This is a genomic window from Desmospora profundinema, assembly GCF_031454155.1.
GTDB lineage: Bacteria > Bacillota > Bacilli > Thermoactinomycetales > DSM-45169 > Desmospora > Desmospora profundinema.
The window spans coordinates 244,579-264,542 of the sequence record NZ_JAVDQG010000006.1; the positions used below are offsets into that span (position 1 = coordinate 244,579).

The window sequence follows — 19,964 nt, forward strand, 5'->3', positions numbered from 1 at the left end:
TTTTCCTACGATTTCGATCCAGAGAAGTTTCATGTTGCTCAAAAAAAGTGGAGAAGGGATTCTGCTCGATCCACAATCGATCCTCGTGTAAGAAAGGGGATTGCGATACGATGGGTGCAGATCGGATAAAAAGGAGAATGCGCATATGGCAGAAGAGATGCTGGATCTGCTGGATGAACAGGGGCAAATCGTGGGACAAGCCACGCGCACGGAAGTGCATCGGCGGGGGTGGTGGCATCGCACATTTCATTGCTGGCTATTGGAGCGTCATGAGACAGAGCTGTCTATTCTCATACAACAGCGGCATGAAAGCAAAGAAGCAAGTCCCGGATTATGGGACATTACAGCCGCCGGCCATCTGGAGGCGGGAGAAGAGCCCTTAAAGGGGCTGCGGGAATTGGAGGAGGAGTTAGGGTTGCAATTGATGCCTGCTGATCTTCATCCAATCGGGATCCTGCCGGTGGAGATGGAAATGGGAGAAGGGCGGATGGATCGGGAATTCTGCCATCTCTTTTTGGCTTGGTCTCCCCTTTCCATGGAACGGTTCCGGTTGTGCGATGGAGAAGTTTCCGCCATCTGCCGTGTATCTTTGGCGGAAGCGGAGGAGTTACTGGAGGGAAAGCGGGAGCGAATCGGGGGAGAAGGCTGGAGGTTGGCTTCGGATGGCTCGATGGCAGCCGTCTCTGTCCAGCTGAGTCGGCAGGATTGGGTTCCCCATGGACTCGCTTATTACCGGCATGTATTTCGCTCCGCCCGCCGATGGGCGATGCAGCAATCGGGGATGGAAGAGGTGAACCGATGAACCGGGAATCCAACCGGGTATGGGTGGATCAATCTTTTGACGAAACCGATTGGGCGGAAAAAGAGCTGGTGGGATGCCGCTTTGTCCGCTGCCGGTTCCAGGGGGCGGATTGGCGGGAAGCGGAGACACGGGGCTGCGTGTTTGAGGGTTGCGATTTTCGCCATGTCAAGCTGAATGGATCCCAGCATCAGGGGACCGCTTTTCTCAATAGTTCTTTTTCTTTTGCCAACCTGTATGTGACCCGGTGGGTGGAGTGCAAGATGACGGGTTCCACCTTTGAAGAAGCCAATCTGGCTGGAATCACTCTCGCCGGCGGGGACTGGTCCTACACCTTGCTGCGCCATCATTCCTTCAAGGGGTGCGATCTTAGGGGCGTTTCCTTTCAAGAGGCGGATCTTACCGAATGTGATCTGCGGGATACCGATTTACAGGAAGCCAATTTGACATACACCCTGTTGAGCGGAGCCCAACTAAAAGGGGCGGATCTGCACGGGGCGGAACTGGAAGGAGTGGATCTGGTTCATCTGGATCTGACCGATGTGCGAATCGATTGGTTTCAGGCCGTTTCGTTCGCACGGGCCCATGGGTTGAAGGTGGAATGATGGGGCGGGTTGCCCATAAAAAAACCGGACAATTTTAAATGAGAATAAACGTTTTTCTCCCCTGAGTCGTTCTTTATAATGAGAACATGTCGGGATTTGTCGAATGAATACATAAGAATCCAACAATCGGCAAATCTCCGTTCGCCTCGACACAGAGACACATTATGGGGGAGGATGGAATGAGCGGGGTGTTTCGATGGGGTGGGACCCTGTTAGGGGTTTTCGCACTGGCGTTTGGTTTCTGGATGATCTTTCCGTTCTCGTCGGATACACTCGTAGAAGGACAAAAAGGTGGAAACGAGGAAGCGGTGGAGGAACGGGATCCCCCCTTGGCGGCCCAAATCGCCACCGAGCAATTAAAGAAAAAACCCCAGGATCAGGCGGAACTCGATCCGGTTTCGCCGATTCAGAAACGGGTGGCCCTCACTTTTGATGATGGTCCTGACGGCCAGTTTACGCCGGAAATCATGGACATCCTGAAACGGGAGGGAGCGCCCGCCACGTTTTTTGTTGTGGGCCAAATGGTGCGGGGTTATCCTGAGATGGTAAAGCGGATGGATGAGGAGGGGCACGTGGTGGCTAACCACACGTGGAGCCATTCCGATCTCACTCGCCTGAGCAAAAAGCAGATTCAAAAGGAGTTAATAGCCACCAATCGCGCAGTGGAACAAGTGATCGGGAAGAAGATGCGGTTGATGCGCCCTCCCTATGGGGCCATCAGCGGGAAGGAAGCGACAGTGGAACAAGCGGGTTGGGAACTGGTGATGTGGGATGTGGATACCTGGGACTGGAAGCAGGGAAAAAAGCCGTCTGAGATTCGACGTTCCGTCCGGGAAGGCGTAAAGCCGGACAGCATCGTTCTCCTTCATTCCGCAGGCGGTGACCGAGAAGCGACCGTACGTGCCCTTCCGGGTATCATCCGGGACTTGAAGCGATCCGGCTATCACTTGGTGACAGTGGATGAGATTTTGGGATTGGATCCATATAAACTTGAAAGATGAACAAAAAAGTCAGTCGATCCCAGTGGACGGCTGACTTTTTCAATGGTACGATTTGTTTCAAAGGAAAAACCCCAGACAGTCAAGGGAATTCTTCTCACTTTTATGTTTTTCTGAGTTAATGTAATTTATAAAAAATACAGACCTTGCTGGATGGTCGCAAGGAGGGGCTTGCATGATAAGAGGTGTTGGTTTGTGGGCAATGGTGGTTCTATTGGCAGGAGTGAGCATTTTATCCGGATGTGCAGAGGAGAAAGGGGCGGCCACCGGCAAAAACGGAAATGTACTACATATGACCATAGATGCTGATCCGCCTACGCTGGATAGTGCTTTCGCGTTGGACGGAAACTCTTACAACCTGTTGAACAATGTGATGGAAGGCTTAATGCGGCTGGGCAAGGGTAACAAACCGGAACCCGCCATGGCTGAAAACACACCGGAGGTAAGCGCGGACGGACGGACCTACACCTTTCGTATCCGGGAAAACGCAGAGTGGAGCGACGGGCAGCCGGTACGGGCTCAGGATTTTGAATATGCATGGAAGCGGATACTGAATCCGGAGACCAAATCTCCAGCCGTGTTTCATCTCTTTCCGATTGAAAACGCAACCGCGTATGTGCAAGGTCAGATCTCGGCGGATGAAGTCGGGGTGAAGGCACTGGATGACCGCACATTGGAGGTTAGGTTGGAAGAAAGCAACCCGCACTTTTTGGAACTGACCGCCACCGCTCCCTATCTTCCTGTCAGACAGGACAAGGTAGAAGAGAGCGGGGGGAAATTTGGCAGGGAAGCCGATCAAGGGTTGTACAACGGTCCCTTTATCCTGTCGGACTGGAAGCATGAGCAATTACTCACCTTGAAAAAGAACGACCGTTACTGGGATAAAGAGATGGTCCAGCTGGAGGAAGTCCGGGCACACATTGTGAAGAAAGCAACAGATGCGCTGGGGATGTACACATCGGATGAAGCGGATGTGGTGCCCCTCAATGCCGTCACCTTTGAAGCTTTTAGAAACAGTGCGGAACTGGTGACACATCAACGGGGAGCGTTGGTGCTGATCATGCTTAACACAAAGGAGCCTCCCTTCAATAACAAAAACATCCGCAAAGCGCTCAATCTGGCCATCAACCGGGATCAGTTGGTGAATGAACTGTTGAAAAACGGCTCCCGTCCTGCAGGCGGAATGGTACCGCCTGCCATTCACAGCCATCAGGGAGAATCATTCCGGGATAAGACGGAAGACTATGTGGAGTTTGATCCGGCCAAGGCTAAAAAGTTGTTGGAAAAAGGGCTGGAAGAAGAGCAGCTGAGCCGGATGCCCGACATCGTGATGAGTGTTAACGATGACGAACGCCGCCATTTGGCCCTCTTTATCCAAGAGGAATTGAAAAACCACCTGGGAGTCGATGTTCAAATTAGTCCGCAGCCGGTATCGCAAAAGGTAGCCGTGGATGCGGCGGGGCAGTTTCAGATGACCATTGTGCGCTGGATCGGCAGTTATGATGATCCGATGGCGTTCCTGGAAATCGGCACCTCCGTCAGCCCGGTCAATTTTGGACGCTGGGGCAACCAACAGTTTGATTACTTGGTGCACAAAGCAAAAGGAAACCCGGACCCCGCATGGCGGGAAACGGATCTGATCCAGGCAGAAGCAGTGGTAGCAGAGGATGCGGGAGTGGCTCCTCTCTACTATGAAGCTCAGGCGTTTATTCAAAAGCCCCACGTGAAGAATCTGTTCCGCCACCCGGTCGGACCGGAATATTCCCTGAAGTGGGCCAGAATCGAAAAGTGAAGGACGAGCCACGAAACCCTGGTTCCTACTATAGGAGCCAGGGTTTTTTAAGTTTCCTATAAAAAGAGAAAAACAACGGTAAGGGTTTTGTTGCCGGGAGAGGAATGTTATAATTTGTAAATGATTCATCTATTCAGATAAAAGTATCAACGAAATATACATATAAAGGGGAACCGACTAGGTGAATAAGGAACCAGAACCTTCCTTCCTCTCCCGGGTGACCGGTCGCATCCGGAACACGGTTAGGAATGTACGGAACCGATATCATTCCATCGTTTGGGTTCATTTTTGGTTAACGTTGTCCCGATGTATCACTGGATTTATGCTGTATCCTTATCTGGTGATCTATATGACGGAGCAATTGGGGGCATCCGCCGTGGCTGCGGCGGGAGCGATCAGCTTTCCCTCTTTTATTGCTCTGTTCTTTAAATTATGGGCAGGCAACCTATCCGACCGGTTTGGGCGGCGGCCCGTGCTTCTGTTTGCTCCGTTGATGCAGTTTTGCGTGCTGATCGGAATGATTTTTGCCACGGAAGTGTGGCACTTTTATGTGTTGTTGACATTGAACGGCTTAAGCTTCAACCTGTTCCTCCCTGCCGAATATGCACAGATTGCGGATGTGGTTCCCGAAGAGAAACGAACGGAAGCGTATTCCCTCAACAATATTGCGATCAATATCGGTGCCTCCATCGGTCCGCTGCTGGGGATCGCCGCCTATCAATTGAATCCGACTCTTATCTTTGGAGCGGAAGCAATGGTTGCATTGTTTACAGTGGCGATGGTTTATGTGAAGATCCCCGAAACGCTTCCTCGAACAGATGCAGCGTCGACTGTACAAACAAAGCAATCCGTGTTGCTGGGGCTGGCTTCCCATTGGCCCTTATATCTGTTAATCTTGTTGACCGTTCCGATCTATATGGTGGAAATGCAGATGAATTCGACGCTGCCGTTGTATCTGAAGGAGCATTTTGTCGATTACTTGCTGGTTTATGGAGTTTTGCGTACCGTGACAGGAGTCCTTACCGCCGTTTTGCAGATGCCGGTTACCTTATGGAGTGAGCGTTGGAAATCGACCCACGTCATTTTTGCCGGTTATCTTTTGCTGGTGGGATATGGGTTGATCTACGGCTTTGCCCCCTTCTTTTGGGTCCTTCTGATTGCTGAATTTTTCTGGGCCATGAGCGATATGCTGCTCGCCCCCCGCTTAAAGAAAGTGGTTTCCATCATGGCGGAACCCCGGGTGCGGGCTCGTTATTTCTCCTTATTTGACATCAACCTCAGTCTGGGCAAAATGACCGCGCCTGTTTTGGGAAGCGTGGTGCTGGTTTCATACGGTGGACAGGTGTTGTTTGGAGGGCTTGCCGCATTGTTGCTGCTGACGGGGTTGTTCCAACTCCTGCTGATTTCCCGGATTCTCGCCGTCAAAAGCAGTGGGAGGCCAGAAACTCCGGAGGTGGCCGGTTGACAGGGCCGCGATTGGATTTAGGTGGACTGTGATGAAAAGAAATGAGTCCAATTGTACGTATAAGAGGCGGAGATGTGAGACCAGCCATACCGACCCGGAATTTCACCCGACGGATTGTTCAGACAGGCCCTAGTACAAGTGCAACTGGAGTACTAGGGCGGTTTTCGGTGAAAGGAATGGAGATGTGCCAAATGAAAGAGCGAATATTGGTTGTAGAAGACGATGCCCGCATTACCGATTCGATTCGGGATTATTTGGAGGGTTACGGCTATATCACTCAGGGGGTGACGGACTGGGGGCGGGTGGAAGCCCAATGGCGGCAATTTGATCCCCACTTGGTGATTTTGGATGTGAACCTCCCCGGCAAAGACGGTTTTCACCTGTGTCAGGAGATGCGCCGTTATTCACCGGTCCCGATCCTGTTTCTGTCGGCGCGCTCCGGGGAGATGGAACAGATCTACGGCATGGAAAGCGGCGGGGACGATTACATGACGAAGCCGTTTCGGTTGGATGTGCTGCTCGCGAAGATCAAAGCCCTGCTCAGACGCGCCTATGGTTCCCTGTCGGCGGCCGAGAATCGGCCCATGATGGTTCAAGTGGGATCGTTTACCTTTTGGCCGGACAAGGGGGAGATGGAATTTAAGGGAGAGAGGCAGTCCTTAAGCAAAAATGAATGGAAGCTGTTGGCGCTGCTGTTGGAGCGACAGGGACAGGTGGTGACCCGGGATGATTGCCTGGAAGCACTCTGGGATGATCAACGGTTTGTGGATGACAACACATTGACGGTTAACGTCACGCGCCTGCGGAAAAAGCTGGCTCGCTGGGGGCTGGACGGGGCGGTTCAGACGCATCGCGGAGTAGGGTATCGGCTGGATTCTTCGATTTTGGAGGGAGGAGGGTGAAAAGCGAAGGGGTCGGAAGGTTTCTGCGGGATCGGTTGGGCTGGATTCTGTTGGTGGTGGGAAATACGTTTTTTGTGATGGGGTGGTTCAGTCTGTGGTTTGCCCGGGAGGGTGTCGATTTCGGCAGGTTGGGTTTCGCATTGCTCTATGGAGGCGGAATCACCATCGGCTTGCTGCTGGTGTTCCTGGTAGCGGATTGGTTGCGATGGCGGCCGGTGGAGCGTTCCTTGCAATGCCTGGCTGAGGGGCGGGAGAGCACGGTCCCGACGGGGCCGCTCTATATTCAGCGTCAGATCCGGGATGCCGTGCGCCAGCTGGAACGCGCCCGCTTGGCGGAACACCACCGTGCCCAGGCGGAGAAGCAACGGCACCTGGATTTTATGAACCAGTGGGTGCATCAGATGAAAACGCCGGTGTCCGCCCTCTCTCTGCTCGCTCAACATCCGGATGCCGCCGCATATCGAGCGGAGATGGAAGAAGAACTGGATAAGCTGGACCAAGGATTGGAGATGGTTCTTCATATGGCCCGTCTGGATGAGTTTGCCCTCGACTTTCATCTGGATCGGGTCGATTTAAAAGCGGAAGTAAACCGAATGGTGGGGGAGCGAAAACGTCAATGGATTCGGCATCGACTCTTTCCGCGGTGGGAGGGAGAAGATGATGGCTCATGGGAGGTGTATACGGATTCCAAATGGAATCGTTTTGTGTTGGACCAATTGTTCAACAATGCGATCAAGTACGTCTCGCAGCACCGTGAATCTTCCAACATCTCCACCTCTCTCTGCAAAAGGAGGGAGAGGCGCTTCATTTCACCATCCGGGACGAAGGCCCGGGGATTCCCCCGCAGGATTTACCTCGGGTGTTCGACCCGTTTTTCACAGGGGAGAACGGCCGTCGCTTTGCCCAAGCCACCGGGATGGGGCTCTATCTCGTCAAACAGGTAGTGGACGCGCTCGGTCACGAGATTCAAATCCAATCCCCTCCCGAGGGCGGGACGAGCGTCCGTGTGACCTATCGAAGGGCGGATCTAAATGGGTGAGACAGGAGAGGAGAGAAATCATGTTGGAAGCAAGGCTCCTTACGAAGATATACGGGGGTGAGGGGGGGATGCCGCCGCAGCGGGCGGTGAACGGGTTTCACCTGTCCATCCATCCCGGCGAATGGGTAGGCGTCATGGGTCCGTCGGGGAGCGGGAAGACGTCCCTTCTCCGGATGCTGGGCACGCTGGATCTTCCCACATCGGGGGAGCTGTGGTTTCGGGGGCGGGAGTTGACGGCTCTGTCCCCTGAGGAGCGTGCTCATTTTCGACGCTGTCACTTGGGTTTCATCTTCCAAGACTTTCGGCTGTTGGAAGCGTTAACCCTGCGGGAAAACACGTGGCTGCCCTTGGTGCTGGCAGGGGAAGATCCGTCGGTGATGCAGGAACGAAGCGATGCGATGGCAGCCGCCTTGGGTTTAGAGAACGGGTGGCATCGCTATCCCCGTCACGCTTCCGGCGGGGAGAAACAGCGGGCGGCCGCCATTCGCGCCATGATTCACCGCCCGGATCTCGTGTTAGCGGATGAACCGACGGGCAACTTGGATTCCAAGGCGTCCCGCGCGTTGCTCTCGGCGATGGATACCTTGCGCCAAGAATACGGCAGCGCGATTCTAATGGTCACCCATGATCCGGTGGCGGCCAGCCGTTGTGAACGAGTGTTGTTTATCCGGGACGGCACTCTGATGACCGAGATTCGGCGCGGAGAGGATCGGCAGGACTTTTTACGGCGGATCCTGACCGTGGTTTCCGCGATGGGAGGAGAGCGCCTTGACTTGGAAGGAATGGGCCTTTCGTAATGTGCGTCATCACCGACGGGACCTGACGGCTTATCTATTCAGTTGCACTCTTGCCGTGGCTCTGTTTTTTCTCTGTCTACAGATATTGCTTCATCCGGAGCTGGTTTCAGATCACCACCAGGCTTTTTTTATCACAGCGCTTTTTCTGCTGATTGTCTTTGCAGCCGGCTTTATTGGCTTATCCCATCATCGTTTTTACCGAGAACGGAAGGAAGAATGGGAACTGTTGCGTGCGTTGGGGATGGGAGCGGGCGACTTTACCCGCATCCTGCTGTGGGAAAACGGGTTTTTGGCCGGGGGATCGATCCTGGCTGGAATGGCTGGAGGAGTCCTGTTGACTCCTCTGTTTTATGTGGGAATTTCCTTTGTCTTGTTTCTACCGGAAACGCTGTCGATCCATCTTTCCTGGAACGCTGCCCTATGGACGACGGCGATGTTCGCATTGTTGTTCGCCGGGGCGACGTGGCGGGTGCGGCGGCGTCTGATCCGGGATCGGACTCCTTTGAAGCGTTTCTTTCGGATACGAATCCCACACGGGGTGGGAGTGGTTATCTCCTTGGTTTGTGTGGGAGGGCTGGGGTGGTGGACGGACATACAAACCTGGACGGAGTGGATTCCACGTTTGCCCGTGATTGTATTGTCCGCGGTACTCGGGGGGTACGGGCTGCTGCGTTATGGCGGAGCCTGGATGTTGGAGCGGGTTCGCGTACGGCCCTTTCTACTTCGGAACCCATCCTTTTGGTTGCTGCTTCCCCGTTTGCGCCACGATTGGCCCCGGGATGCCCGGCTGTTGACACTGGTTGCATGGATGATGGCAGCGGCAGTGGGAATGGGAAGTGTCTGTTTCGTCTTTTGGGGACAGGCCGACCAAATGGCTAGGCAACAAAATCCCTGGACGATACAGGTGGTGGGAGCGGCCGGGAAAGAACCGGCACAGGAAGTGGAACGTGTGTTGGCCGATGAAGGGCTGTCGGTGCAACAAAAAATGTCGCTGCCGATGTTGACGGCTACGATAGGGGAGATCGATTACACGTTGGTGTCGTCCCGGGATTTCAACCGCCTGTTACGCCTCTGGAGTCATGAACCGTTTCAAGTGCGGCCGGGAGAAGGGGTGCATGTGTTTCCCTTTGAAGGAGAACCCAAAACGGGAGTAGAGGATACGATCTCCGTGCACGTGGGAGCAGAATCGTGGAATCTGGATGTGATCCAGAGGTCGGATGTCCGCGTGTTCAATCAACATCCCCGGACGGAATGGCTGCTGGTGATGGCGGAGTCGGATTTTCGAGAGGCGTGGGAGCAATTTCGAAAGGAGCGGCGTTGGATATACGGTTGGCAGGCATCCCCATGGAAGAAGAGCGCTGGCGCCGTGGAACGATTGGAAAGCCAATGGCAGAAAGAGGGCCAGCTGGCGGATACGCCGGTACAGGGAAGGGAAAGTATACGCCAGGCGTCTGCGCCGATGATGTTTCTCAGTCTGTTCTTGAGTCTTTTGTTCTTCTTGGCTTCCGCCACTCTGCTAACCTTTCGTCTGCGTCAAGGGGTGATGCGGGAACCGGAGCGCTGGCGACTGCTGGGAGAGTGGGGAGTGACCGGCAAACAGCGCTGGCGGATTATCCAATGGGAAGTGAGATTGCTATTTACGTTGCCATGGCTGTTGACAGGCGGATATGTATGGCTCATTAACCGATTTTTTGATTCACTGTTTCCCGGTGTAACCGTCGCAACGGTGACACTCGTCTTTTTACTTCAAACAGGTCTGTGGTGGCTGTTGTATCTGTATCTGTGGGGGAAATTCGTCTGGTGGGTGGAAGAAAAGCGAGAGGAAGGAGAAAGGATGGCAGGCTGACGCCCAGGAGGGCGTTTTTTATTTGCTTACCCTTGCAAAACTGTAAGGTTGCCGGCGGGATTGTAAGCTTTATCGATAGGAGACTTTCAGACTGCCCGCTAGACTGGAGGAGGAAGGAGGCGATAACGATGGGAAAGCGGACCATGGCGTTGGAAGTGGATCGTGTGGTGAAACGGGTGCGTAGCCGAGCATTGGTAAATCAAGTTTCATTTGAGGTGGAAGAAGGGGATATTTGCGGGTTTCTCGGTCCCAACGGTGCGGGGAAGACCACCTTGATCCGCATAATGGCCGGGCTGATCAAGCCGACGGAAGGGGATGTGCGAATAGCCGGCCATTCGGTGCGGAATGATCGTGTACAGGCACTCTCGCAGATCGGGGCGATCGTGGAGTCGCCTATCTTTTTCTCTTATTTGACGGGTCGGCAAGCTTTGGTCAACCTGGCCCGACTACATCCTGAGCTTAGTTCTAAGGCACGCCGGTCCCGGGTGGAAGAAGCGCTGGAGCAGGTTGGGTTGTCCGACCGGGCGAATGATCGTATTTCCACTTATTCATTGGGGATGAAGCAAAGGTTGGGGATCGCTCAGGCACTGCTAGGAGAGCCGCGGATCGTCATTCTGGATGAACCGGCAAATGGTCTTGACCCCATGGGCATGCAATTTTTACGGAAACAGATTTTGCAGCTGCGCAAGGAGCGCGGGCTCACCTTTCTGATCTCCAGCCATCTTCTGGACGAGATTCAGCAAGTGTGTGATCGGTTGGTGATGATTCGCCAAGGATCTCTGGTGTGGAAAGGGCGGACGGATGAACTGCATGGCCCTCCCATGTGGGTGTACCGGGTAACGGAGGTGGAAAGAGCGCTGGAAGCTCTTCCCAACGGGTTGTTGGGGAACAGGGTGGGAGCGGATACGTTTCAGGTGGAGATGAATGAAGAAGAGGCGGAAGCGGTAAACCGGCGTTTACAGGCAGAGGGGATTTTGGTGTTGGGATTGGAGAAGCGGGAACGCCGTTTGGAAGAAGTATTTATCGAGATGATGGCCCCATGATGGCGTTGATTCAGAGTGAATGGGAGCGGCAGTGGCTGCGGAAAACCACCTGGATTCCATTTTTGCTGATCCCGCTGTTGGTAGTCGTTTCTGCCCGCTATGCGACAGGGAGGAATGTGGTATTGCCGGTTACGGATCCCGAATACGCCACCGCTTTTAATTTTCCGGTGTTGGCGTTGGTGGAGATGTTGATCGTCGTGATGAATGTACTCCTGTTGATGTGGTGCGTCCTTTCGATTACTCAGGAGTGGCGAAACGGCCAGCTGCGTATGATCTTGTTGCGTCCGGTCTCTTTTGCCCACATCATCGGGGCAAAATGGGTGGTAATCATGGGGACGATGGCACTGTTCCTGTTTGCGTACGGATTTACCGGTGCGCTGGTGGGAGGGGTGATGTTTTCCGTACCAGAAGAGCCGCGATTGTTTTACTACGAAAATCCCGTACCGGTGGCGGGTGCGATTGGGTATGTATGTGGGTATTATGTGTTGGCGTTTCTCACGCTGATGGCGATGGGAGGGATATGGATGGCAATCGCCCTTCATGCGAAGACCTTGACGGGAGCCATGGGGGCAGGGGTCGGGTTTCTGTTGGCATCGTTTGCCTACCCGGAAGTGTTGGCCCGTTTTTCTATTGGATTGGACCCGCCGATCAATCCGGTTTGGGACTTCCTCTCTCTCACACAGGTTCAACATATGGGTATCGCCCTGCTGTTGGGAGAACCGAATTCATTTAACGGAATCATTATCGGCGTGTTGACAGGGGTGATCTTATTTACAGCAGTGGGAAACGGTATTGCGGCCGCCCGGCGCGAGCATTGGGACTAAAGGGGAGAGGAGGCTGATGAATAATTTGGTAGTCAGTGAGTGGGAACGGATTTGGGCGCGAAAAAAGACGCGCTGGATTGCGGTGTTGTTTCCTGTGCTTGCTCTAAGTGTCGCATGGTTCGTTTCCCAGTTTGGAATCGGCTTTTACACTCTGGATGAAACCACTTCTCTTCACACGCTTAACTTTCCGCTTTTCCTCATGCGGGAGCTTTCCCTATTGCTGGTATTCATCTTTGTTCCGATGCTGATGGTGGACAGTTTCAACGGAGAGACGGCATCCGGCGCTTACCGTTTGGTATTACTACGCCCGCAGAAACGGGGTTCCTTGCTCCTGGCAAAATGGATCACCCAGTGCGGATGGATTCTAACCCTTTTGCTGATCGCCTACGGGGCCGGGTCTGTATACGGATGGCTGACACTCCCTGCCGTGAACCAGACCACTTTCTACTTCGAGGGAGGGGATTCCTATGGCGTCGGGGAGGCATTTTTCTATCATGCCGCTTTTTTCGGGGTCTTGTTTCTCGTGTTGCTTACATTGATGGGTTTGTGCACCTTGATCGGAGTTTGGTCTCCCAATCCGGTGGTCGCCTTTATCAGCTATATCGTGGTTTTGGTAGGCTCTCTGTATGTGTCGGATCAGTCTGTCATCTATCTCTTTCCCGCACAAGAGACCTTTCGGTTGTTGGCTCATCAGGCATGGGAAGAGATCCTGGTTTGGGTGGGAATGCCGGGAGTTATGTTATATGCTTTGGGCTGGTGGAGTTGGAGGAAAAAAGATTGGACGTAGGGAGCCCGGTGCTCGAATTTCCGTCTTTCGCCTCTTTCCCTTTCATCGACGAAGGGCAGTTCGTTCCGCTTTCTCTGAATCGGCTCCGCGGCCAGTCGGTCAAAGGGCGCTACACCGAAAATCGGTCCTCTCTTCCTTTCATAAAAGGTTTATCAGCAACCTGATGGCGGATATGATCCGCCATCTTTTTTGGTTGATCTTGACAGCAGTCATACGTGTCGAACCGGGTTTTGTTTTCTGCTAAAAAAAGAAAAAGATGACAGATAGAGTGTGAATGTTCTACAAATATTTACAATGAAAATAGAGGGAATAGAGGAAAAAGATCGAAATGTTAGACCGTGTTAAATTACATTTCGATGGAGGGAAACCGGTGAAGAGATTTTGGTCGATTGCGCTTAGTGCGTTGTTGGTATTGGCGGGGATGGGCACATCATTCCAGGTGCCTGTCGATGCGGCAAAGGAGAATCAGGTAAAACCGGAAACAGTCAAAAAGCAGGTGGTGGAAGCCAAGATCGTCAAAGGGGTGGACACCCGTAAAGGGAAGCGATCCACAGTCATCGTGGAAATGACGGCTCCTCCTGTTGCTGTGGTGGAATCGACCCCGGCGAAGGCGAAAGGGAAGAAAAAAGGGTATCGCAAGCAGTTGCAACAGGAACAACGGGATTGGGTCCGGCAAGTGGAAAAGGCAATCCCAAAAGCCAAGGTGGAACAAAAGTATGATACCGTTTTTGCCGGAGCGGCGGTCTCCCTGGAAGGCCAGGACGTGAAAAAGCTGGCGGAGATGCCGAATGTAAAGCGAATCTATCCGGTGGTGAAGTACCACAAAACGATGAATGAGAGCGGTCCGCAAGTGGGGGCTCCCGACGTCTGGAAGATGAAAGACCGTCAAGGACGGGCTGTCACCGGGAAAGGCGTCCGCGTGGCCGTGATCGATACGGGTGTGGATGGAGAGCATCCTGACTTGAAAGGGAAAGTGATCGGGGGATATGACTTCGTCAATGATGACGACGATCCCATGGACGAGGAGGGACACGGAACCCATGTAGCGGGGACCATTGCGGCGGACGGCGAGATTAAAGGGGTGGCGCCGGATGCGTCCATCCTGGCCTACCGGGTGTTGGATGAATTCGGTTTCGGCACGACCGACGATGTCCTGGCGGGCGTGGAACAGGCGGTTCGCGATGGTGCCGATATCATGAACCTCTCCCTGGGTGCTCCGATCAACTCACCGGAAGACCCCATGGCATGGGCGATGGATGTAGCCGCGATGGCCGGATCGTTGCCGGTGGTGGCCAACGGCAACGACGGCCCCGGCGAATGGACGGTGGGTACGCCGGCAACCTCCCGGGAAGCCATTTCCGTCGGTGCCTCTACCAAAGAGATGGAGCATCCCCGGCTGACTTTTCAGGGGGAAGACAAATCCATTGTATTGAAACACTTGACGCAAACACCCGCTTTTCCCAAGGGTGAATGGGAAATGGTGGACGTTCGCTTCGGCAGCGCTTCCGATTTTCGTAAAGTAAATGCCAAAGGGAAAGTGGCTTTGGCCCAGTGGGGCAGTGTGGAGATGGCAATCAAGGCTCGCAACGCCAAAGCGGCCGGTGCAGCAGCCTTGATCATCTATGACGACAAAGAGAATGGCTGGCTGAAGGGCATGCGGGAGGAGATATCCCCGCTTGCTCCGCTGGCACTGACGACTCACGAAAACGGTCTTTACATGAAAGAACAGCTGAAAAACGGCACCACCCGGGTGAACCTGGATGGGATTGCGGGTACGTTTATGGCCGGGTTCAGCTCCGAAGGTCCTGTGGCTGGTTCCTGGGAGATAAAACCCGATGTGGTGGCACCTGGGGTTGACATTGTGAGTACCATTCCCGGCGGGGGCCATATGGCCGGATCCGGGACCAGTATGGCCGCTCCTCATGTAGCTGGAGCTGCCGCGCTGATCAAGCAAAAGCATCCCAACTGGAAACCAAGGGACGTAAAAGCTTCTCTGGCCAACCATGCTCAGCCTTTAAAGAATGTGGATAACAAGCGCTATCCCGTTCTGACCCAAGGGGCCGGGATGATTCAGATTCCGAAGGCCATCCAAGCGGAAACGCTGATCGTCCCCTCCAACCTGAGTTTCGGGTTGCTGCAGCCCAACTCCGGTGTGGCGGAAATAAGCCGTACCGCAGAAGTGAAAAATGTAAGCAACAAGAAAAAGACCTACCGGACCCACGTGTCACTGGAAAAAGGGAAAAGCAAAATCCAAGTGGAAGTTCCAAACCGGTTCACGGTGAACGCAAACCGTTCTGCGGAACTGCCTATCACCATGAAAGTGGACACCAGTCTGAAACGGGGAACTTACAGCGGAGTTCTCACCTTGAAGGACGGCAAAAAATCGATGCGTCTTCCCTTTACGGTGCTGGTGGACCCGAAGGGATACCCGCTGGTGAATGGGTTTTCCATCAGCCCGATGCTGTTTTCCCCCAATGGGGACGGAAAACAGGATACGGCGTTGATCTCCTATTATCTGCCGGTGCAGCCGGAATCCTTGGATCTGTATGCGGTGGAGCTGAGTCCGGAGGGGAAACAACACCTGCTCCGTAGTGAGGACCATCCCGATGCCGGTTTGACCAGCGTCCTCTGGGATGGAACAGACCACAAGAAAAAAACGGTTTCCGATAGCCTCTATTGGGTAAATATCGGGGTCCAAAACCGCGACAGGGAGGAATCGACCTTCTTTCCCGCCGTGCTGGACCGGGAACCGCCGAATCTTACCATTAAGAAAAAGTTCAACAAACCGGTCATCAGCGGAACGATTCAGGATCTGGTCCTGCGGGAAGAAATCATGGACCTGATCAAGTGGTACGGTGAAGGTGCCGCTCCAGTGGAAATGAGCTGGAAAAAGAAAGGGAAGCGTCATCAAACGTGGACGTCCATCCCTGTGATGAATTTCTATGAGTGGGAAGAGGAACTGTCATTTGAGTACGAGTTTCCGGAGGAGGCCCTAAAACCCGGAAAACATGACATCGTCCTGAAGGTAACCGACGCGGCGGGGAACGAAACGCAAAAAACGATTACGGTTACCGTGCCGAAGTAGTCATATCGCTCGAAACCCATCCCCATCCGTTCAAGCTGGACGGATGGGGATCCCTTTTATTTTCAGATTTCCACTAACCGTTCCGTTTCCTGCAATCCTTTCATATCGGTAACCCCAATTCCAAACATCGCGGTTTTACATTCCCATTCAATTTGTTCCAGCTGTCGACTGATTGCTTCCGGAGTGGGTTGGACGGCGGCGTGGAGGAGCGAACGGCCGAAACCGGCCAGGTTGGCCCCCAATGCGAGGCATTTGGCTCCATCGACACCGTCAAGAAGGCCGCCGCTGGCGATCAGGGGAGTGTCGCGTTTGAGGGTACGGGCTTCCCGGATGCAGGCGGCGGTGGGGAGCCCCCAGTCCCGGAAAGCTTCCGCCGCTTGGCGTACGAGAGGGTCGGGGGAGCGGTATTTCTCCACTTGAATCCAGGATGTGCCGCCTGCCCCGGCTACATCGATGAAAGCGGCCCCTGCGTCCCACAGTCGGCAGGCGGTATCGCCGTCGATTCCCATTCCGACTTCCTTGACACCTACCGGGACTTCCAATTTGCTGCAGATCGCTTCGATCTTCTCCAGCAGCCGCGAAAAACGGGTGTTCCCTTCCGGTTGGAACACCTCTTGCATACTGTTGAGATGCAGGATGAGGGCATCGGCTTGGGTCAATTCCACCACTCGTTGGCATTCGGCGATTCCGTAGCCGTAATTAAGCTGAACGGCACCCAGGTTGGCCAGGATGGGGATGGTGGGAGCATGGGAGCGTACATCGAAGGTGCGGGCTAACTCCGGGTGTTCCACGGCAGCACGGCCGGAGCCCAATCCCAGGGCCCAGCCACGAGCTTCCGCCGCTTGGGCCAGGTTTCGGTTGATCTGGCCCGCTTCTTCGGTTCCGCCTGTCATGGAGCTCACCAGAAATGGTGCTTTCAAGTGGTGTCCTAAAAAGGAGGTGGATAGGTCGATATCATCAAAATCCACCTCCGGCAGGGCTTGGTGTCGAAAACGGTAGCGCTCCAGGCCGGTCGTAATGGATTTTCCTTCCACGTCACGGTTTAGGACGATATCGATGTGCTCCGCTTTTCGTTTGTCCGTTGCTTGTTTGTGGTTAGGCATGGTTGGTTTCCTTTCAGCAGGCTTGTCATCTCATCAGACTGTTCTCAGGTGATTTCTTCTTCGGTTCCAGTTATGGTCGAATTAAATCTTACAGTATTCTTTTGTCTGACGTTCCCCATTTCCTGTGCAGGTTATCCTTTGTGTACAATCATTCCCGGTTTCTCATTACTTACCTTTTTGTATGGGGACGAATCCCTTCCGTGTTCCGACCGGTTGTGACAAGATTAGGGATTTGTGTTCGTCCAATTGCTTTTCCAATCGCACCTCCAGGTATCGAACAATTTCCCGCTGAGTCAGGGTGGACCACTCCAATCCCAACAGATCACCAAACCAGAAGGTGGCTTCCTGCTTTCGGCTCAACCCCCAGTGATACTGTAAGGTGACAGGCATCACACGGGTTTGGGGACACTCTTGCAGGATGGACCCCACTTTCGATTGAAATACCAAGGGACGTTGATCCAGGTGCTGAATCTCTCCTTGTGGAAATAGCCAAACCCGCTTTCCCTGTCGAAGGGATTGGACCGCGTACTGAATGGATTCCCCGGTGGACGAAGTTAAACCCATGGGAAACGTTCCAAGTTTGCGTAAGAAGGGAAGGCTCTTGATTGCCGGATCATCCATCATCAGATAGTGGGTACCGCTCTTTTCCTGTTGAATGGCGTGGCAGACGAGGGTACGGTCCCACCATGAGCTATGGTTCATCATGTACAGAACGGGGACGTCCGGTTCCACATCAATCGATCCGATCCGTCCGATGAACGCAAAATAACGCCGCAATAAAAACCACCGGATGTAACAGTTAAACCACTTTTGCAACTTTGGATTGACGGTGGGTTGAATCAATTTCGATCTCCCCTTGAGCGGCAGATGACGAACAGATATCCATAAAGAGTGGGTAAAATCTCCATTCTATATAATCGCATCAAAATCCCTTTTCTGTCCACCGAATCTTATCATTTCACGGGATCATTTCCTGGGAGTACGGTGATCTGGTCAAAGGGATAGGATTGTTGAACGGGTTGTGAAGATTAGGTGTGATTAATGCAGGATGATTGTGGGGATCGGGATCAAGTGGTTAATATAAAAGGGATTGGAATGTTTTTCGTCCGATGGGGAATGCATGGGCGAAAGAACAGGAGGAAAAGACGGGATGCTTGGTTTGATGATTATGGTTGGCGTAAGTCTGCTGTTCATGATAGGGGGGCTGACATGGCTTATCTGGTCCTATCGGCGGAAGCTGCCTCACCCGGATTGGCGAGAAATCCGAAATCATCCGGATGTGACGGGATTTCGGGATGATGCGATCACGGTTACATGGGTGGGACACGCTACCGTGTATCTGAATGTAAAGGGGATCCGGATCCTGACCGACCCGGTGTTTAGCGAAAGGGTGGGGATTCAACTGCTCCCCCGGTGGACGCTTGGACCCAAGCGCTTTACACCTCCGGCCTTAGATGGAAAGAGCGTGGGGGAGGTGGATCTGATTTTGCTTTCCCACGCTCATATGGATCATCTGGATCTTCCTTCCCTGCGTACGCTGGCCCGTCCGGAAACCCGAGTGGTGATGCCGAGAGGGACGAAGGGGTTGCTTCGGTCTTACCCCTTCGGAGAAGTGATCGAACTGGATGAAAACGAATCGGTCGACTTGGGGGCCGGTCTTACCGTTACCGCTTTTCCCGTCCGGCATTGGGGAAATCGCTACCCCTGGAACAACGATTATGGGTACACCGGTTATCTGATCGAGAAAGACGGCCGCCGAATCGCTTTCCCCGGCGATACGGCCTATACCCCGAAGTTAAAACAGTTACGTTTATTTGGTCCGCTCGACTTGATGCTGGTGCCCATCGGGGCGTACGCTCCTGATTCGTTTCAGCGCTCCCATTGCACCCCGGAGCAGGCTTGGCAGATGGCCCAGGAAGCGGGTGCCCGTCATGTGGTTCCCATTCATTGGAATACATTTGTTTTGTCGCAGGAGCCGGTGGACGAACCGCTCCGGCGGTTGGTAGCGGCCGCCGGTCCGAAGGAGGATCGCATCGTTATCCGGGAACAAGGTGAGGTCTGGCAACTCACGGAATCCCATGGTCCGGACGGAATAGAAAAAGAGCTTCAGCTACAAGGGTAGTCAAAGTTGAATACTTATCTGTTTGTCGGGCATCTGGGATTTACCCCCGATGCTTTTTTTGTGCCGTGAAAAAGGGGCTTTTCCCGACAACCCGGCAAGGAGAGCGGCGTATGCTAGGATAAGATGGTTTTGGGAGGGGGAGAGGCAATATGGCCGACGAGCGGAAAGAGTTGGAGCGTTCGATTGCGGAGATCACGGAAGTGGCCAAAGGTTTCGGTCTCGATTTTTATCCGATGCGATACGAAATATGCCCTGCCGATATCATCTACACCTTCGGCGCTTATGGCATGCCGACCCGTTTTTCTCATTGGAGTTTTGGCAAGGCGTTTCATCGGATGAAAATGCAGTACGACTTAAACCTGAGTCGCATCTATGAATTGGTGATCAATTCCAACCCCTGTTACGCCTTTTTATTGAAAGGAAACAGCCTGATCCAAAATAAACTGATTGCCGCCCACGTATTGGCTCACTGTGATTTTTTCAAAAACAACGCCCGCTTTTCCAATACGTCCCGGGACATGGTGGAGAGTATGGCCGCCAGTGCGGAACGGATTCGCCAATATGAGCTGGAATATGGAAAGAAAAAGGTAGAGCAATTTTTGGATCATGTGTTGGCGATTCAGGAACATGTGGACCCCAGCCTGATCCAAAAACCACGGATACAGAAGAAAGAAGAAAAGCATCCAACTCGTCGACAAGCCACTCCCTATGAGGACTTGTGGAAGCTGGATGATTGGGGGGAAGCGGAAAGCGACCA

Annotated in this window: 16 protein-coding genes and 1 pseudogene; 15 read left to right on the top strand and 2 right to left on the bottom strand. The window is 53.5% G+C overall.

The window, feature by feature from the left end:
• The first annotated feature begins 145 nt into the window (after positions 1 to 145).
• From JOE21_RS13985 to JOE21_RS14045, 13 genes and pseudogenes are all read left to right on the top strand, one after another.
• A complete protein-coding gene (locus JOE21_RS13985; RefSeq protein ID WP_309867412.1) occupies positions 146 to 802 on the top strand; it encodes an NUDIX hydrolase in 657 nt (218 codons plus the stop codon).
• A complete protein-coding gene (locus JOE21_RS13990; RefSeq protein ID WP_309867414.1) occupies positions 799 to 1,404 on the top strand; it encodes a pentapeptide repeat-containing protein in 606 nt (201 codons plus the stop codon). The genes JOE21_RS13985 and JOE21_RS13990 overlap by 4 nt, the downstream gene beginning before the upstream one ends.
• 179 nt (positions 1,405 to 1,583) lie before the next feature.
• Positions 1,584 to 2,405, top strand: coding sequence for a polysaccharide deacetylase family protein (locus JOE21_RS13995; RefSeq protein WP_309867415.1), 822 nt, complete (start codon positions 1,584 to 1,586; stop codon positions 2,403 to 2,405).
• A gap of 172 nt (positions 2,406 to 2,577) precedes the next feature.
• Entirely contained in the window at positions 2,578 to 4,194 is a 1,617-nt protein-coding gene (locus JOE21_RS14000; protein ID WP_309867419.1) for a peptide ABC transporter substrate-binding protein, read from the top strand.
• Positions 4,195 to 4,375: 181 nt separating this feature from the next.
• A complete protein-coding gene (locus tag JOE21_RS14005) occupies positions 4,376 to 5,659 on the top strand; it encodes an MDR family MFS transporter (RefSeq protein WP_309867422.1) in 1,284 nt (427 codons plus the stop codon).
• Positions 5,660 to 5,850: 191 nt separating this feature from the next.
• On the top strand, positions 5,851 to 6,561 hold the full coding sequence (locus JOE21_RS14010; RefSeq protein WP_309867423.1) for a response regulator transcription factor: 711 nt from the start codon (positions 5,851 to 5,853) through the stop codon (positions 6,559 to 6,561).
• A gap of 814 nt (positions 6,562 to 7,375) precedes the next feature.
• Positions 7,376 to 7,600: an ATP-binding protein gene (locus JOE21_RS17815; RefSeq protein ID WP_374709381.1), complete on the top strand. Its 225-nt coding sequence runs from the start codon at positions 7,376 to 7,378 to the stop codon at positions 7,598 to 7,600.
• A gap of 20 nt (positions 7,601 to 7,620) precedes the next feature.
• Entirely contained in the window at positions 7,621 to 8,397 is a 777-nt protein-coding gene (locus JOE21_RS14020; protein ID WP_309867427.1) for an ABC transporter ATP-binding protein, read from the top strand.
• Positions 8,369 to 10,243 carry an FtsX-like permease family protein gene (locus JOE21_RS14025; protein WP_309867429.1) on the top strand — a complete coding sequence of 625 codons (1,875 nt, stop codon included), beginning with the start codon at positions 8,369 to 8,371 and terminating at the stop codon, positions 10,241 to 10,243. Before JOE21_RS14020 ends, JOE21_RS14025 begins: the two co-directional genes overlap by 29 nt.
• Positions 10,244 to 10,371: 128 nt before the next feature.
• A pseudogene (locus JOE21_RS14030) lies at positions 10,372 to 11,052 on the top strand (ABC transporter ATP-binding protein); the annotation flags it as partial.
• A 230-nt stretch (positions 11,053 to 11,282) separates the two neighbouring features.
• Positions 11,283 to 12,110, top strand: coding sequence for an ABC transporter permease (locus JOE21_RS14035; RefSeq protein WP_309867431.1), 828 nt, complete (start codon positions 11,283 to 11,285; stop codon positions 12,108 to 12,110).
• A gap of 16 nt (positions 12,111 to 12,126) precedes the next feature.
• Positions 12,127 to 12,897, top strand: a complete 771-nt coding sequence (locus JOE21_RS14040; RefSeq protein ID WP_309867434.1) for an ABC transporter permease — start codon at positions 12,127 to 12,129, stop codon at positions 12,895 to 12,897.
• A gap of 370 nt (positions 12,898 to 13,267) precedes the next feature.
• Positions 13,268 to 15,982 carry a S8 family serine peptidase gene (locus tag JOE21_RS14045; protein ID WP_309867435.1) on the top strand — a complete coding sequence of 905 codons (2,715 nt, stop codon included), beginning with the start codon at positions 13,268 to 13,270 and terminating at the stop codon, positions 15,980 to 15,982.
• A 62-nt stretch (positions 15,983 to 16,044) separates the two neighbouring features.
• Here JOE21_RS14045 and fni read toward each other — a convergent pair whose 3' ends face one another.
• A complete protein-coding gene (gene fni, locus JOE21_RS14050) occupies positions 16,045 to 17,085 on the bottom strand; it encodes a type 2 isopentenyl-diphosphate Delta-isomerase (protein WP_309867437.1) in 1,041 nt (346 codons plus the stop codon).
• 165 nt (positions 17,086 to 17,250) lie between these two features.
• The gene (locus JOE21_RS14055; protein WP_309867439.1) at positions 17,251 to 17,928 is read right to left on the bottom strand and encodes a lysophospholipid acyltransferase family protein; all 678 of its coding nucleotides are present in this window, start codon (positions 17,926 to 17,928) and stop codon (positions 17,251 to 17,253) included.
• Positions 17,929 to 18,235: 307 nt separating this feature from the next.
• Between JOE21_RS14055 and JOE21_RS14060 the strand changes: the two genes are divergently transcribed.
• A complete protein-coding gene (locus tag JOE21_RS14060) occupies positions 18,236 to 19,207 on the top strand; it encodes an MBL fold metallo-hydrolase (RefSeq protein ID WP_309867441.1) in 972 nt (323 codons plus the stop codon).
• Positions 19,208 to 19,356: 149 nt separating this feature from the next.
• On the top strand, positions 19,357 to 19,964 hold a 608-nt coding region (locus tag JOE21_RS14065), incomplete at its 3' end, for a SpoVR family protein (RefSeq protein WP_309867445.1).

Coding starts and splice junctions, on each gene's coding strand:
- JOE21_RS13985 (WP_309867412.1), top strand. CDS start 146: ATGGCAGAAGAGATGCTGGATCTGCTGGATGAACAGGGGCAAATCGTG.
- JOE21_RS14020 (WP_309867427.1), top strand. CDS start 7,621: ATGTTGGAAGCAAGGCTCCTTACGAAGATATACGGGGGTGAGGGGGGG.
- JOE21_RS14040 (WP_309867434.1), top strand. CDS start 12,127: ATGAATAATTTGGTAGTCAGTGAGTGGGAACGGATTTGGGCGCGAAAA.
- fni (WP_309867437.1), bottom strand. CDS start 17,085: ATGCCTAACCACAAACAAGCAACGGACAAACGAAAAGCGGAGCACATC.
- JOE21_RS14060 (WP_309867441.1), top strand. CDS start 18,236: ATGCTTGGTTTGATGATTATGGTTGGCGTAAGTCTGCTGTTCATGATA.
- JOE21_RS14035 (WP_309867431.1), top strand. CDS start 11,283: ATGATGGCGTTGATTCAGAGTGAATGGGAGCGGCAGTGGCTGCGGAAA.
- JOE21_RS14010 (WP_309867423.1), top strand. CDS start 5,851: ATGAAAGAGCGAATATTGGTTGTAGAAGACGATGCCCGCATTACCGAT.
- JOE21_RS13990 (WP_309867414.1), top strand. CDS start 799: ATGAACCGGGAATCCAACCGGGTATGGGTGGATCAATCTTTTGACGAA.
- JOE21_RS13995 (WP_309867415.1), top strand. CDS start 1,584: ATGAGCGGGGTGTTTCGATGGGGTGGGACCCTGTTAGGGGTTTTCGCA.
- JOE21_RS14000 (WP_309867419.1), top strand. CDS start 2,578: ATGATAAGAGGTGTTGGTTTGTGGGCAATGGTGGTTCTATTGGCAGGA.